At 59.7% G+C, this 15,386-nt stretch carries 12 protein-coding genes; 3 read left to right on the top strand and 9 right to left on the bottom strand.

The window, feature by feature from the left end; translation table 11 throughout:
• Positions 1-124 precede the first annotated feature (124 nt).
• The 3 genes from ACA071_RS17670 to ACA071_RS17660 all read left to right on the top strand — a co-directional run bounded on the left by ACA071_RS17670 (position 125) and on the right by ACA071_RS17660 (position 832).
• On the top strand, positions 125-250 hold the full coding sequence (locus ACA071_RS17670; RefSeq protein WP_261985184.1) for a hypothetical protein: 126 nt from the start codon (positions 125-127) through the stop codon (positions 248-250).
• Positions 251-365: 115 nt separating this feature from the next.
• A complete protein-coding gene (locus tag ACA071_RS17665) occupies positions 366-578 on the top strand; it encodes a hypothetical protein (protein WP_497640329.1) in 213 nt (70 codons plus the stop codon).
• Complete coding sequence (locus ACA071_RS17660) at positions 575-832, top strand: hypothetical protein (protein ID WP_497640328.1); 258 nt, start codon at positions 575-577, stop codon at positions 830-832. Before ACA071_RS17665 ends, ACA071_RS17660 begins: the two co-directional genes overlap by 4 nt.
• Positions 833-855: 23 nt before the next feature.
• Here the strand turns inward: ACA071_RS17660 and ACA071_RS17655 are convergent, their stop codons facing one another.
• The 9 genes from ACA071_RS17655 to ACA071_RS17615 all read right to left on the bottom strand — a co-directional run bounded on the left by ACA071_RS17655 (position 856) and on the right by ACA071_RS17615 (position 15,370).
• The gene (locus tag ACA071_RS17655; protein ID WP_497640327.1) at positions 856-1,452 is read right to left on the bottom strand and encodes a glutathione S-transferase; all 597 of its coding nucleotides are present in this window, start codon (positions 1,450-1,452) and stop codon (positions 856-858) included.
• Positions 1,449-5,090 carry an AAA family ATPase gene (locus ACA071_RS17650; protein ID WP_497640326.1) on the bottom strand — a complete coding sequence of 1,214 codons (3,642 nt, stop codon included), beginning with the start codon at positions 5,088-5,090 and terminating at the stop codon, positions 1,449-1,451. Before ACA071_RS17650 ends, ACA071_RS17655 begins: the two co-directional genes overlap by 4 nt.
• Positions 5,087-6,331, bottom strand: a complete 1,245-nt coding sequence (locus tag ACA071_RS17645) for an exonuclease SbcCD subunit D C-terminal domain-containing protein (protein ID WP_497640325.1) — start codon at positions 6,329-6,331, stop codon at positions 5,087-5,089. The genes ACA071_RS17650 and ACA071_RS17645 overlap by 4 nt, the downstream gene beginning before the upstream one ends.
• A gap of 234 nt (positions 6,332-6,565) precedes the next feature.
• A complete protein-coding gene (locus tag ACA071_RS17640) occupies positions 6,566-7,696 on the bottom strand; it encodes a hypothetical protein (protein ID WP_497640324.1) in 1,131 nt (376 codons plus the stop codon).
• Positions 7,697-7,809: 113 nt separating this feature from the next.
• Positions 7,810-8,940: a hypothetical protein gene (locus tag ACA071_RS17635; RefSeq protein ID WP_497640323.1), complete on the bottom strand. Its 1,131-nt coding sequence runs from the start codon at positions 8,938-8,940 to the stop codon at positions 7,810-7,812.
• Positions 8,924-12,508 carry a toxin VasX gene (locus ACA071_RS17630; RefSeq protein WP_497640322.1) on the bottom strand — a complete coding sequence of 1,195 codons (3,585 nt, stop codon included), beginning with the start codon at positions 12,506-12,508 and terminating at the stop codon, positions 8,924-8,926. Before ACA071_RS17630 ends, ACA071_RS17635 begins: the two co-directional genes overlap by 17 nt.
• A complete protein-coding gene (locus tag ACA071_RS17625) occupies positions 12,505-13,062 on the bottom strand; it encodes a hypothetical protein (RefSeq protein WP_497640321.1) in 558 nt (185 codons plus the stop codon). The genes ACA071_RS17630 and ACA071_RS17625 overlap by 4 nt, the downstream gene beginning before the upstream one ends.
• Positions 13,056-13,370, bottom strand: coding sequence for a DUF4123 domain-containing protein (locus ACA071_RS17620; RefSeq protein ID WP_497640320.1), 315 nt, complete (start codon positions 13,368-13,370; stop codon positions 13,056-13,058). Before ACA071_RS17620 ends, ACA071_RS17625 begins: the two co-directional genes overlap by 7 nt.
• The gene (locus tag ACA071_RS17615; protein WP_497640319.1) at positions 13,367-15,370 is read right to left on the bottom strand and encodes a type VI secretion system Vgr family protein; all 2,004 of its coding nucleotides are present in this window, start codon (positions 15,368-15,370) and stop codon (positions 13,367-13,369) included. The genes ACA071_RS17620 and ACA071_RS17615 overlap by 4 nt, the downstream gene beginning before the upstream one ends.
• Positions 15,371-15,386 lie beyond the last annotated feature (16 nt).

Genomic DNA, 15,386 nt, shown 5'->3' with positions numbered 1-15,386 from the left:
GCTCCTGCATAACGCGTTTACGACAGCATCACCTTGATATCAATGGGTCGCTTGATATCACTTGGCCATCAGTTTAAATTTGACGCTGATTTTTTGACTCCTTCACTAGAAAAGGATCGGCAGTATGGCGATGCGTCTGGCAGTGGTACTTCTGTTTCTCTATTCCACCCCGATTTTGTCGGCTGCCCAGCCCGTTTCAGACGAGCCGGATGCGGCCCGCGAGCGCTTGATGAGCTTTATCGAGGACTGAAACACGCTGGATCCATGATCAAAAAAACTGATGGCTACTATGCATAAAGGTCGCTAGTTAACTTCGGTTTTTTGATCGATTCTGTGGGCACTGAAACATGCCTACGGAGAACACCATGGCCAGCGCAATCCTCACTTCTGCCAAACACGGCGCCTACCTGGCCATCGGTCTTTACGTGGCCATGGTGCTTGTGGTGAGCCTTTCGGCTCAATCGCAACACGATCTTCAAGCACCGATCCAGGTCGCTTATCCCGCCATCCAGTTTGAACACCGCACGCAAAACGTGGTGGTTGATCAGGGAGACGTTGCGGGAGTGGTCGGCGCATGAAAGGACGCAAACTCTGGGTCATCGCCTTTCTGGCGTTCATGACCAATGGTGCTTCGCTGTTGGGGATCGGGCAGGGTTCGGCGGGGTCGGTGGCGCGGGCCATCGAATGCAATCACAGCATTGCGCACAACATTCAGACGGCCAAGGCGTTGGGATTGTTGGTGGGTAATCCGCCGTTAAAGGCCCGTGCCGGGTTCCTCGGACCATTTCAGGTAGATTGCTCGGCGTTGGGGATGTGCTCGGTGTTGGCTTGACCTCGATCCCGTAGGAGAACCGGTTATTTTTTCATGATTGATGTGAACAGATCCGAGTCCAGAAACCGCTGGAGCCATGCCTGCAACCGAACATAAGGCGTCTGCCCGAACCACTCCCGATCCACATGCGCGAATTGCCGTACAAACGGCATCAATGCCACGTCCGCCAGACACGGATGATCGGCCAGCAGATACTCATTACGCTCCAGCATCTCATTGAGTTCGCGCAGGACTTTCTCGCACTCGGCGCGGTGAAACTCCATGGGTTGTTCGGGGTAGCGCTCGGCGTACTTGTAGCGATTTAGAAGGCCCTTGAAAATCTGGTCATTGCCCAGGATCAGTTTTTCCATCCATAACGAACCATATGAATCATCCTTGAGCAGCCAATCCTGTGGATCGTTCTGCGCCAACGCCCAGCGCATGATGTCCAGGCTTTCATCAATCACCCGGCCATCCACCTCCAACACCGGCACTGTACCCTTGCTTGACAGCGCAAGCATTTCGGCAGGCTTGGCCTTCAGGCTGACTTCGACAATTTGCACCTCAACCCCTGAATAACGCAGGGCCATGCGCGCACGCATGGCGTAGGGGCAGCGGCGAAAGGAGTAAAGCGTGGTCATTTCACCTCCAGCGTGCTCAGGCCATTGCCCTGCCGGCGGACCTGGATCTGTACCGGAATCCGTTCATGCATTTCCTGCACATGGGAAATCACCGCGACCTTGCGACCCTGAGCCTGCAAGCCGTCGAGGGCGTCCATGGCCAGTTGCAGGGATTCCGGGTCTAGGCTGCCGAAGCCTTCGTCGATAAACAGCGATTCGATCTTCAACGTACTCGACGCCATCGAGGCCAGGCCGAGCGCCAACGCAAGCGACACCAGGAACGTCTCGCCGCCGGACAACGAATGCACCGAGCGCAGTTCGTCGCCCATCTCAGTGTCCATCACCAGCAAGCCGAGCATGCTACCACCGCGTTTCAGGCGATAGCGCCGCACCAGTTGCCGCAACTGCACGTTGGCGTGATGCACCAACAGGTCGAGGTTGTAGGCCTGGGCGATCTTGCGGAAGGTGTCGCCGGTGGCCGAGCCGATCAAGGCACTCAAGCGCGCCCAGCGCTGGTACTCGGTGTAAGCACCGGCAATTTGCTGGGCCAGGGCCTGATTGGCGTTCTGTCGACGCTGATCCTCGGCCTGTTCGGCACGCAATTCGGCGCAACGGTGTTCGCTGGTGGCGAATAGGTTTTGCAGTTCTGTCAGCGCGGTCGCCAGTTGCTCGGCGTCGAGGTTTCCATTGTGTTGGGCTTGATGAGCGACCAGGCGTTTGTCCCGTTCCTGCACCAAGACCTTGGCCTGTTCGATGGCTTTTTCGCTGTGCTGCAATTGCTGGCGCAACTCGCTGACCTGTTGATCGCCAACACTCAGCAGCGCTTCCAGGCCACCGTCATCCAGTTCCGGGTGTTGCGCACGCCAGTCGGCAATCTTGCCGCTCAACTCGCGATCTTCGGTGTCCAGCGCCTGTGAGCGTTCCTGCTGCGCCTTGAGTTCAGCGGCCAATTGCACCAGCCGCGTGCACACGGTTTGCAATTCCTGATTGGCGGCGGCCTCGGCATTTCGCGCCTGTTCGACGGCTTGGTCGAGTTGCTGCTGCCATTGCTCGGCGCTGCTGTGTTGGCCAAGCAATTGTGCGAGTTTTTGCTGACAGGCTTGTTGCTGCTCGGCGAGCACCGTGAACTGCTGTTGCGCGGCTTCCAATTGCTGGGCGCGGGTCAGCTGGCGATCCTGTTCTTTCTCAAGCTTCTGTTGACGCTGTTGCTGTTCGCCAAGTTCGTCGCGCTGCTGCTCGAGTTGCTCCAGGCGCTGGGCGATCTGGCGGTCGAGCTGCAAGAAGGTCGCGGCCGGTTCGTTGCGCAAGGCTTCCAGGGTATCGGCCGGGAGCAGGCTGCTGAACGCCGTCAGTTCTTCGTCCAGACGCTGGCGATCATTGCTCAACGCCTGGTGCTGATTGCTCAGGTGTTGGGCCGATTGCTGGCTCGCGGTTTCGGCGCTGCGCAGCTGTTGCGCCAGTCGCGCGGCATCCTGTTGCAGGGTGAGCAGGGCGGTTTGGCGTTGTTCGTCCTGGGTGATGCTCTGGTTTAGCTGACTGTTTTGTTGGGTCAGCCAGGCGTCGCGTTTGGCGATGTCCTGGTTCAGTAACTGAGCGGACAGCGGATGGGCTTCGAGGCTTGGTGTCAGGCTTTGTTGCTGGGTCGCAAGCCGTTCCTGCTGTTGCAGCAGTTCCTTTTGCTGCGCGATCAATCCGCCGACTTCGGCGCGCAGATCGGTGAGTTTTTCCTTCAGCAGGTCAACGGCTTTCTGCGCATTGGTCAGTTCACTTTCGTCATGCCGACCGAGGCTTTGCAGCAGCGCTTCGGGCTGATGATAAGGATGATCCGGGCTGCCACACACCGGGCACGGTTGATCGTCTTGCAGTTGTGCGCGCAATTCCTCGACGCTTTCGCTGCGGGCCAGGCGCTGGCGTTCCAGCAAGTCCCGAGTGACAGTCAGGGTCTGTTCGGCGACGGTCAGTTCGGCCTTGGTTTTTACACCGTCCTGAGTCAAACGATCACGTTCTTGTTGGGCCGTGAGCTGACGTTGCTGAAGCTCGGCGCCGCGCTTGTCCAGTTCCTGTTGGCTGGCCCACAGTCGCGTCAACTCTTCGAACGCACGCAGTTGCTTGCGGTTGTCCTGCAACAGCGTGCTCAGCAGCTGGATTTGCTCGGCCACGGCTTCGGGCTCGGCGCCGGCCTCTTTGTACAGCACTTCCAGGTTCTGCTTTTGCGCGGCCAGTTCTTCGGCGGCGCGGGTGGCGCTTTGTTCGAGATCGGCCAGTTCGGCCTGGCCTTTATTCAGGCGATTGCCGATCAGCATCAGCTGTTGCAGGCGATCACGATAGGCGTTCCAGGCATCGCTCAGTGGCGCCAGATGGGTGCTTTGTTCAAGCTCTCCGGCGATGCGCTCCAAGCGTGAAGCGACCTGTGTTTGCTGATCGACCAAACCCTGAATAGCGGTTTGACCTTGGGAGCAGGCCAGTTCCGCTTGTTGCTTGGCGTCGGCACTGAGGCCGGCATCCTTAGCCAGACGGGCGAGGGTGCTTTGCTCTTCAAACGCCTGACGCAGCAGCGGCGCACCGGCACTGTGTTGGTTCTGCGCCTCGGTCAATGCGGCGTGGGCGCTGCTCAGGCTTTGTTCGAGTTGCGTCTGACGCGCGGTCAGTTCTTGTTGCTGTTGTGTGTGTTGTTGAATCTGCGCGGCCAACGGTGTGAGCTGGGCGCTGAGTTCGGTCTTGCGCCTGAACTGATGCCGCTGCGGCGCCAGTTGCTCCAGGCGCGTCAGCTTCAGCCGTTCACCGGCCAGACTTTCCCAGTGTTGCTGGGCGGATTGCAGTTGCTCGCTGGCGCTCTGCTGTTCGTCCTGCAATTGGCGCAGTTGTTTGAGCCAGGTGTGCTGCTCTTCAAGCTGCTTGAGTTGGGCCTGTTGCAGCTTGAGTTGCTGCTGGGCTTCGTTGAAGCGTTCATCCAGTTCGGCGCGCGCCTCTGGGGGCAGCGGCGTGACGCCGGTGGCCTGATCCTGCAGCAGCTTGTGGGCTTCGCGTGCCTCTTTGGTCTTGTCGTACGCCCGGCGTCCCAGACGCGTGTAGAGCGCGGTATCGGTGAGTTTTTCCAGTAGTTCGCTACGGTCGTTGTCGTCAGCCTTGAGGAAGGCGCTGAACTCGCTCTGGGCCAGCAGCACGGCGCGGGTGAACTGTTCGAAGTTCAGACCCAGCGCAGCTTCGAGCTGGGTCTTGTACTCGCCTTTCTGACTGGCCAGCAATTGATCCTGATCGATATCGCGCAGGCTTTGGCGACTGGCTTGCAGCTTGCCGCCAGCCTTTTCCCGGGCGCGATTGGCTTCCCAGCGCGCGCGGTAGCGCCGGCCGTCGATGCCGACGAAATCCACTTCGGCATAACCTTCGCCGGTGCCGCGACGCAGTAATGTGCGCGGGTCGCCGGTGCCGATTTCACCGTCGGCGTCCGGGACTTTGGCATCGCGCCCGGTGTTGTTCAGGCGCGGCACGGCGCCAAACAGGGCCAGGCACAAGGCATCGAGCAGGGTGCTTTTACCGGCGCCGGTCGGCCCGGTGATGGCGAATAATCCAGCGCTGGCCAGCGGCTCGGCGGTGAAGTCGATTTCAAACGGCCCAGCCAGCGAGGCGAGGTTTTTCAGGCGGATCGCGAGGATCTTCATGGCTGTTCGCTCTCCATCTGCACGTCTTGCAGCAGCTCGGCAAAGTCCTTGAGAGTTTGCTCATCGACCTCGCTGCCGTAGTTGTCCTGCCAGGCGCGGCTGAACAGTTCCTGGGGCGATAGCTGGTCGAGTTCGATCAAGGTCGCGCCGTCGTCGGTCCCGTCCTTGCTGCCGTTGCCGGCGTATTCGGCGGCAATTCGCACCAGTCGCACGGCTTTGCCTTCCAGTGCAGTTTCCACTTGAAAGCGTAGATCCGGTTGCGGCTCATCCAGACGTACCCGCACTTCCAGCCACGGTTGGCGTTGCAGATCGGCCAGCAGATCAATGTTCGGCAGGTCCGCCAATAGCAGCAACACTTCCGCCAGCGGCGCCGGGCCGATCCGTTGCAGGTTGACTGCACGCGGGATCAGTTTCGGTTCGACGCTGACCAGGGTTTCGCCGTCGAGGGTGATGTCGAGAATCTGATGCTGATAGTTGATCTCGGAAAACGACAGCGGAATCGGCGAGCCGCTGTAGCGGATGCGTTCTTCGCCGTTGACCTTCTGCGGCTTGTGCAAATGACCGAGGGCCACATAGCTGATGCTCGGTCCGAACAGACTGGCCGGCAGCGCCTCGGCATTGCCGATGATCAGGCTGCGCTCGGAATCCTCCGACACTGAACCGCCGGCCATGTGCGCGTGACTGATGGCGATCAAGGCCTGGCCCGGCTTGCGCTTGGCGTTCGCCGCTTCGATCAGCCATTCGTGCACTTGACCAATACCGCGCAAATAGTGGTCGCCCAACTGCGCGCCGGTCACCTCCGCAGGACGCAGGAATGGCAGCGCCAGGCACCAACCGGCAATCTCGCCTTTGGCGTCGGGCAGCGGCAACAGCAGGCGCTCGGCGTCCAGTTGCCCGTCATCGAGCCACAACACCCGGCCCAGTGCGTGAGTGCGCAGACGCCGCATCAGCGGCGCCGGCAGTTCAATCCGCGAGCCGGAGTCGTGGTTGCCGGCAATCATCACGATGGTGAGCAGCGGCTGCTGCTCGTGGGCGCTGACGATGAAATCGTAAAGACGTTCCTGGGCTTTGACCGGCGGGTTGACCGTGTCAAAAATATCGCCAGCGATCAGCAGCACGTCGGGCTGGTCCAGCTTCAGCTGGCGCAACAGCCACTCAAGGAAACAACCGTGCTCGAAATCGCGGTCCTGGCCGTGCAGGTTCTGCCCAAGGTGCCAGTCGGAGGTGTGGAACAGACGCAAGGCGTACTCCGTAGGAAATAAGGTGATGGCCGCGTGGGAAATGATGGCGGCTAAAGGGGAGGGAGTTTACTGGCAAACACGTTGGATGTGGTCGGACACTGATCTTGTGGCGAGGGGCTTGTCCCCGTTGGGGGGCGAAGCGGCCCCGTTTTTCCTTCAGATACACCGGATTATCCGGGCTGCGACTGCGGCGCAGCCGAGCGGGAGCAAGCTCCCTCGCCACAAAAAGCCTCTTTATCCGCCAAGTTTGCAGCCGGAATTCAACCGCTGCACTTCAGCAAAAATCTCGGTAATGGCTCGCCTCGGCTGTCGCTTATGCAGCGCTCGTACTTGTTCGCTCATCCGCACCAGTTCTTCACTCGGTTTCGCCCATTGCTCTTTCGGCAGCGGTTCGGACCATTGCTGCATCACCTCGGGCATCGCCTGCGGGCCCAATTTCTGGAGGCGGCGGACTTCCCATTCGGTCAGGTAGTTGGGGATCGTCCATAGGGTCATCACGTGGTACAGGTACCAGAAAAACCCCGATAGCCGGTTGCGCTCGCCGTCGCGAATCTCCTGATGCATGTGCGCGCGGGCGTTGTGGAAGGTGTGCAGGCCTTCGTGGGGCGGGTCGTCGGGGAGTTGCAGGTCTTCAAGGTCCTGAATGCTCTTGAGATCGTGGATTTCGTATTCCATGTACCCGCGAATCGCTTCCCAGTGGCTGATGGCGATGGACAAGCCGAAGCAGGGGAATTCGACGCTGGTCAGGGTTTCGCCATGCCGGAAACCGATGCCCATGCCGTATTGGCGCTGGATGCCGTATTGGGTGGCGGCCTGGGACTCGATGACCCAGGCGGAGAGGGATTCCCAGGGGACGAAGACAGGGGCGGTGGCGTCTTCGGGCATGAAGGAGACTTCGCGGCGTTGGCGGTTGAAGCGGGTGGGGATGATTTGGAGGCGTTTTTTGTGGTTGTGGTGCCAGACGCAGAGGCCGATGACTAAGGAAGTAATACCGGTTAGTGCTGCATTTCCGTATGACACTAGAAAAACGCCCTGTATGGCGTCAGTGATGTCGTCCCAACCCATTCCGAACAGAAAAAACAGGAAGCCGCCAATTAGTGGAAACAGAAACGCAACCGAGAAGGCAACACTGAATGGGCCGCCTAATATCACCTGCCATGAAAATATCTGAGGCCATCCCAGTCCGAAGTCCATGTACACATCATTTAATTCCCCAATGTGAGGACCATGCGGCGGCATGGGTGTCGGCAACGGCAAAGGCGCCAGATAAGTGATCCTTCCACTTGGGAATGGCTCGATGTCTCCGGCTTTTCGGGCTTGATCAATGGGCGGAGGCGGGGCGAGGCTATCAATCTTGGTGGGCATGGTCAGCCAGCTCCAACAAATGGGATTCAACCAGCAACATCGGTGGACGCTCGGTAACGGACTGGGCAGGCAGCGCAGGGAAACGGCCTCCAAGGCCTGCACGTAAATGCCGATCATGCACGTCGCTTACCACTTGGATTCAATCGCTGCACCTCAGCAAAAATCTCGGTAATGGCTCGCCTCGGCTGGCGCTTTTGCAGCGCTCGTACTTGTTCGCTCATCCGCAGAAGTTCTTCGCTGGGCTTGGCCCATTGCTCCTTAGGCAGCGGCTCTGACCATTGCTGCATCACTTCAGGCATGGCTTGCGGGCCCAACTTCTGGAGACGACGGACTTCCCATTCGGTCAGGTAGTTGGGGATCGTCCATAGGGTCATCACGTGGTACAGGTACCAGAAAAACCCCGATAGCCGGTTGCGCTCGCCGTCGCGAATCTCCTGGTGCATGCGCGCCCGGGCATTGTGGAAGGTGTGCAGGCCTTCGTGGGGCGGGTCGCTGGGGAGTTGCAGGTCTTCAAGGTCCTGAATGCTCTTGAGATCGTGGATTTCGTATTCCATGTACCCGCGAATCGCTTCCCAGTGGCTGATGGCGATGGGCAAGCCAAAGCAGGGGAATTCGACGCTGGTCAGGGTTTCGCCATGCTGGAAACCGATGCCCATGCCGTATTGGCGCTGGATGCCGTATTGGGTGGCGGCCTGGGACTCGATGACCCAGGCGGAGAGGGATTCCCAGGGGACGAAGACCGGTTCGGTAGCGTCTTCGGGCATGAAGCAGACTTTGCGGCGTTGGCGGTTGAAGCGGGTGGGGATGATTTGGAGGCGTTTTTTGTGGTTGTGGTGCCAAGTGAAGAGGCCGATGAGTAGCGAAAGAAAAGCGGCTAAAAGTCCAACTTCTGAAGCGGCATAAAAAACATCTACCGTAAACTCCCATGAGTACAACCACTCGTACCCTGATACGAGACCAAAACAAAAACAAAACAACGGGAAAAGGAAAATGAGCATACAGCTCCCACTGAATGGCAGGCCTAAGATGACCTGCCATGAAAATACCTGCGGCCATCCCAAACCGAAGTCCATGTACACCTCATTTAGCTCCCCAATATGGGGGCCGTATGGTGGTAGTGGTGTCGGCAATGGCAATGGCGCGAGATAAGTGATTCTTCCACTGGGGAACGCTTCGACTTCGCCCGCGTTTCGGGATTGTTCAAGGTTCGGAGGCGGCAGCAGGCTATCAATCTTGGTGGGCATGGTCAGCCATCTCCAGCAAATGGGTTTCAACCAGCAACATCGGTGGACGCTCGGTAACAGTTTGAGAGGGCGACACAGGAAAATGGCCCTCGCCACGGGGGTTAAGGCGTATGACGCGATTGCGAGAAACCCATTCGCCGTTGTTGGCCAAGGTCTGTAGACAGACCGTCAATTCCAGTGTTTCGGAGGCTGGCGTATATTCGGCATCAATATCCAGTGGGTATTGCAGGCACAGTACCAACCGATCGGGGCCTGTTTCTACAATACGCAGGCTGTTCGCCACTTCCTCGCTGATGACGTCCTTGCTTTCTCGCGGCGTGCCGCGGCTGTGAAGGGGGATAGAAATACGGTGGGCGCCGATCCCCAGGCGACGGGCAGGTTGACCGTTCAGGGGCGGTTGAAAATCATTGAGCTTGAGCCCTGGCAGGACCAAATGGATATCCTTGGGTTTGGCCTTTAGCAGCAGGTTTTTCAGCCACGAGTCATGCTCGTTCGGACCCAGTTGGGCATAAGGTGCATGAAGCAAAAAGGCCAGATAACTTTTGTACTCATCCAGCGTGTGGTCGCCGCGCGCCTCCGCATCCAGGCTCCATGGCGTGGTTTTGAGCCACTTGTCGTGGGAGCTGATGTTGTAGCGATTGAAGAGCCATGAGCCACCCAGTTCCAGTACGGTGAATAACGCCCCGGCCAAATTGAACCGGAAGAACACGGTCGACAGACGTGTACCCGCAGCGGCCCAAGCCGCTGTTCGTGCTTCGGCGCTTCGAGCAGTCAGGACTTTAGCCGTGGCGTGGACGGTATGGCTCAGGCCATAGGCATTAACGGTTGTCATGCCTCCAGCACCCAATGTGGCAAGCGCTGCACTGTTCTGTGCCGAGCTATTTCCGCTGCGTGTAGCCTGCTGCCAATTCTGGTACTGGGTATTCAAGCTGAATGCCGAAGCAATAACCCCAAAAAAGTAGGTAAAGCCACCCAACCCAATATGCATTTTCCCCATCTGCACATGAACACTCTGCAAGGCGTGTCGCTGCAGACCAGCGACAAGCTCCGCGCTTCGTGCCTTCAGGGCAGTGTCGGTGAGACTTTGGGCAGCAGTGAATCCTGCCGCCCCAGTGGCAGACGCCGCACTCAGCAACGGAGCCAACTTACGCTTATCCCGCGACTGGCTAAACGTCTCCCTCACGACCGAAACCAAATTCACCCCCTGCACCAAAAACACCAACAACCCCATCCCCTCACTTCTAATCAACCCCGCATTCGGCACCGCCCCGACTCCCAACCGAATATTCCTCAACAACCCTCGCACCTCCTGCTGCTGCGCCGGAGGAAACACCACCGTCACCCCCGCCCGCGCCTGCGTTGCACCGTAGAGCCGCGCCGACTGATCCGGCAGTTCCGCAATCGGGCTCAGCGCCCCGGCCAACCGCCCCTCAAGCTGCGTCAACTGCGCCCGTACGCGAGCGATCTCGCCCTGCAATTCCACCGCCCGTGGCGTCTTGTGCCCCTGGCGGTTTTTGTTGTGGGTGATCTGGTTGCGTTCACGGATCAAGGTCTTGAGGTTGGTTTGCAGCGCCGCCTGTTCCGCCGGGCTGGCGACAGTAAAGGTCACGCCAGTGGTTTTCGCCGCATCGAGTAGCCGCATGTGCAGCGCTTTGGGCAGGCGCCGGAACAGTTCGTCGAGGTCGGGGATTTTGTCTGCTGCCAGGTCGAAGCCTTCCAGCGCCCGGCTCAGGCCCAGGTTCAGCGCCGGGCTGAGGCTGTGCCGGGCCGCGTCGGCCACGGCGCGGGTGTGCTCGGGCAAGTCGTCGAGGGCCGGCAGGTGCGGTTGTTCGATTTTCTTCAGCTCGCCGAGCCAGCGTGGCAAGTTGTTGAACACGCCCATGCCGGCATTGAAGAACAGGGTGTATTGCACGGCCTGTTCCGGCTGCAGGCGCAGCGGCAAGGTGTAAAACAATGGCCGAGTCAGTTCCGGGTGTTTTTCCAGATAACCGAGCATTTCTTGGCTCGCGTGATCGCTGCGGCAGATGTCTTTGAGGCAGGCGTATTCGGCGCTGAACACCTGGCCCAGTTGTGCCGGTTCATGCGCGTCGTAGTACCAGGCCGAACGGTGGTAGCGCCCGGCGCACACCAGCATCGTGCGGTCGGCGGTGATGCGCTCAAGCACGCGATTCCAGCGGCCGAGGTCGGCCCGGTACTGAAACAGTTCGTCGTCCATGGCCGGGCGGTCGATGAAGTCGTTGATCCCGCGTTTGCCGCTGAAACGAGAGCCTTCAACCACCTCCAGGATGCGTTTGTTTTGCTCCCTGCCGAGCTTGACCAGCGTGTCGAGGTGGCGCTCGACGAAGTCAGCAGGGGCGACTGCAAAGTGCCGACGGGCGTAGTAATGGCTATCAGCATCATCAATGGCGCGGCTGTGCGCGGTGAAATCGGGATCGGCGCCTTGGTACTTGGCCATTTCGAACGCTTCGGTGTGGGCCTGCTTTCGCAGTTGCTCCAGCTCCGGCGTCACTGGAGCATTCGGCGGCTCGACTTTGCCGCCCTTGTTCAGGTAGTCGAGCAAGGCTTTGCGAGTCTGCTCCCGGTCGGGTTCGGGCAACTGTTCCAGATCGCCCAGCAGGGCCTTGACCTTTGGGTCGTTGCTGGCTTCGGACAGTGTGTCGACATCCGCCGGACTGAGCAGGCTCAACGACTCGATGTAGCAGGCCAGCAGGTAATTGCGTTCGTTGTGGTCGGCGTTGGTCCAATCGTCGACCCAGCCGACCACAATGTCTTGATAGTCGGCCAGATCGCGCAACACGCCTAGGTCGTCCTGCACCACGAGGAACAGCGTGTCGTCCTGATAAACGGGGCGCACTTGCCCGAGAAACTCGCCCAAGTGTGCTTCGCGAAAGCGCCGAGGTTTCTCCCACAGGTAGGGCTCGCGCTCATGTTCCGGGGCATCGCTGACCTGTACCGTCGGCAAAAGAACGGTGCCAGGCTCGACATCGTCCTGTGCGGCGGGCGCCTGCTGAGGCGCAACCGTGGCAACCTCCGCCAGCCACTGCCTGCCTTGCTCGACCGTCAGCAGATGCTCGCCACCGCTTTTACAATCCACCGGGCCGAGGTCAACGACTTGCATGAAGTGTTCGCGCTCCTCACGACTCTCGGTCACTTGAGCGCATTTGGCGGCGGTCCACTGCACCTCAGCGAAACACACGTGCAAGAGGCTACGCCTGGAAAACACCAGCGCCGGACGCTCCTCGACAGGCGTGCGCTGATCGCCATTGACCTTGGCACCCTTGTGCAGCAAGGCACTGACCAGTCCGTTGAGGACGCGGTATTCATGCAAATGGCCGGTAACGCTGTCGATCACGTACAACCAGCCATCACGCAATAGGCGAATACCCAGTGGACGGGTTTCCAGGGCGTAGGGCAGCTTCAAATCGGCGCTCGGACCCAGAGGCTTCTCCACCAGACCGTAGCGCAAAGGCAGGAGTTGCACGTGGGTCTGCTGCAAAGGGCAGGCGCCAGGCGAGCCGATGGCGGTTTTGGACGCCGCAGCAGCGGCGAGGTTGGCTGGTGCGTTCATGGGCGGCCCCGTTGGATGGCCCACTGGTGAGCGAGGTCGGCGGCCAGCGCAACGCGCTCGCCGGGTGATTGCAGCGATGGCGTATGGAGTAATCGGGCGATGTGGGGATGCTGGTCGAGCGGCGATCCATCCAGCCAGGCCATGACGTTGGCGTAATAGAACAACTCGGATTGGCTGCTTAACCCCAGGGCCTGGGCTTCCTCGAAGTGCTGTTCGTGCATTGGCCAACGCTGAGCCACGGTTTCGCCGCCGTGACGTTCGGGGAAGTGGGTGAGTAGATGGGCGTCGAGTTCGAGCAGTACGCGGCGCCGATCAGCGTGGTCCAACGCTGAATTCTGTTCGGTGCTCAGGCGATAGGGCGTCTGCAGTTCGGGACACTCGGTCAGTCGAGGCTGTTGACGATGCCAATTCGCGCCGACGCTATCGGCCGTCATCACACAGGAAACGGGACCGAACAAGCGTTGATCGCCGCTGCCGAACAAGGCCCGTGCCACGGCGGCGTCGGCCAGCCGCAGGATCACCGGCAGACCCTCTGGCAATTCAACGGTCAGCAATTTACGCAGGTGCTGGCGACGGAGTACTGCGGCTCCGGGCTGAACAACAGCACGCCCCATTCCTCGTGTGCGTGCTCCAGATAGAACTGAAAAACCGGTGCGTCAGGGTGTTCGATCACCACCAACAGCGGTGAGATATCCCGCAGCTCGGTGAAGGGCGGGTAGTCGTATAGCGCAACAGTGCTGACTCCGGGACTCAGCTGTTTCAAGCGCTCCAGCAACTGGTTGCGGGTCGCGCCGTCCAGCAACACAAAGGCCTGTTGATCATTCCACGGCAGGTCTGTCGGCAGTGAGGTCGAGAGCTTCATGCTTGAGCTGCCTCGCAAATCAGGCAACGTGAGCTGCGCGTTGAAACCAGCGCCTGGCGTTGTTTAGCGGCGTCGAAGGTCACCTTCAGCAGGGGTAACGCGCCCGGCATTAGCGGCTCTGCCGACATGCCCACGGCCGGGGAGCCACCCTGCACAATCGCCACGCTGCTGAAAATGCCATCCGGTCCCAGCGTCAGCCAATGGCCGCCAGCCTTGACCGTCAGGTGTGCTCCGCCATCAATGACGACTTGTTGCCCGGCATCGAGGTGGATTTGCTGAGTGGCGCTGAGTCTCTGACTGGTGACACGAATGTGTTGGTCTCCCTGGACCAACAGGTGATCGTCCCGTTTGACTTCAGTGAGGCGATTGCCGTGGGTCAGATGGTGTTCTTCGCCGCGCAGGTCGTGGCTGGCAATGCCGCCGACCACGACCGTTCGCTGGTGGTCGACTTGAATGCGTTCGTCGTTGAGCACGAGTTGGACGAAATCGCGCTGGGCACGTAGGGCTATTTCTTCGGCGCCTGCTCTGTCCTCGATGCGCAATTCGTTGTAACCGCCGCCGCCCGGGCTGCTCTGGCTGCGAAAGATGCTTTGCGTCTGTTCGGCGGGCAGGTCCAGCGGCACGGGTGTCGCCGCATTGGGCAAACAGCCAAGCACGAAAGGCTTATCGGGATCACCTTCGCTGAAGCCCACCAGCACTTCCATGCCGATTCGCGGGATCAGCACGCTGCCATAGCGGTCATTGGCCCAGCCGGTGGCTACTCGCAGCCAGCAACTTGAGTGTTCACTGTGCTGACCTTCGCGGTCCCAGAGCAGTTGGACTTTCACCCGGCCATATTCATCGCAATAGATTTCTTCGCCGGGTGGCCCGGTGACGACGGCGTGTTGGTTACCGTTTATTCGAGGCTTGGGATGGTCAAGGGCCGGTCGGAAGATTACGTCCCATGGCGTTGCGACGAACTGATTGCGGTAGCCCTGGCTGAAGCCGTCCTCAGGATGACCGTCTGTAATTGACTCCTCCAGGACCTGGGGCTGTTTCCCTGTGTGCTCGACCTCAGTCAATAACCACAAACCATTCCAGTCACCGCGTGGGTGTTCGGTCATCTCAACGAAATGTCCGCTGCGCATCAAACTTTGATCACTGCGCCCATGGGCTTGCCGATAATCGGCGCGATGGCGCTCCAGGGTCCGCCTGGCCAGATGCTTGCCGCGTTCACGCTCGGTGAATTGTCCCGGGAAGGCGTAATCCTCCAGGTGCGGCAACAGCGGGCTCTTGCTCTCGCTTTCGAGGGGGGCGCGCGGCTTTTCGAAGTTGTAATCACGGCGACTGACGTGGGTGGTGCGGGTTTCCAGGCTGACCTGGAACCGATCGATCACCGGGGTTTCGGCGACCATGCCGCTGCCCTGGGCATAAGCGGTCGGTCCCGAGGGGGGCGGGAACACGGTCTGGTCGTCGCCGAACACCAACACATGCCCGGTGGCACTGTGCTGGAAATGAAAGTGCAGGCCTTCTTCCTCACACAGCCGTTGAATGAAATACAGGTCTGACTCGTTGTATTGCACGCAGTAGAGCCGCGGCCGGTACTCTGCGCTGAGCTGGAAACGCCATGTGTCAGCGTGCATGCCATGGTCAATCAGCACGCGCTCGATGATTTTCGGCACGCTCAGGTGCTGGAAAATACGTTGGTTGTGGCGATGCGCGAGATAAGCGAGGCGGGGGACCAGGGTGATCTGGTAGTGAGTCAGGCGTTTGCCCGAGTCACCTTGCGCGACTCGATAGACCTGGCCGTGAAGGCCGCCATTGTCGGGTCCAAACGCCAGAAAGGCCGGGCGATGCAGCAGCGACTCGAGTTCCAGGTCAGGGCGTTCGCTGACCAGTTCGAGCATGACCTCATATGGCTGGTTCAGCGCTTCCCTGGCCCGGAACTCGAGTACCTGAAGGTCGTAGGAAAAACCTGCAATATCGAGCCTGAAAACAACGTCCTTCGCCGTACTGAGCATCCCACATCCCTGTGTC

The sequence above is a fragment of the Pseudomonas sp. LBUM1646 genome (assembly GCF_059716165.1).
Note: the sequence above shows the minus strand (reverse complement) of the source record. Positions and strands in the feature narration are given on the sequence as shown.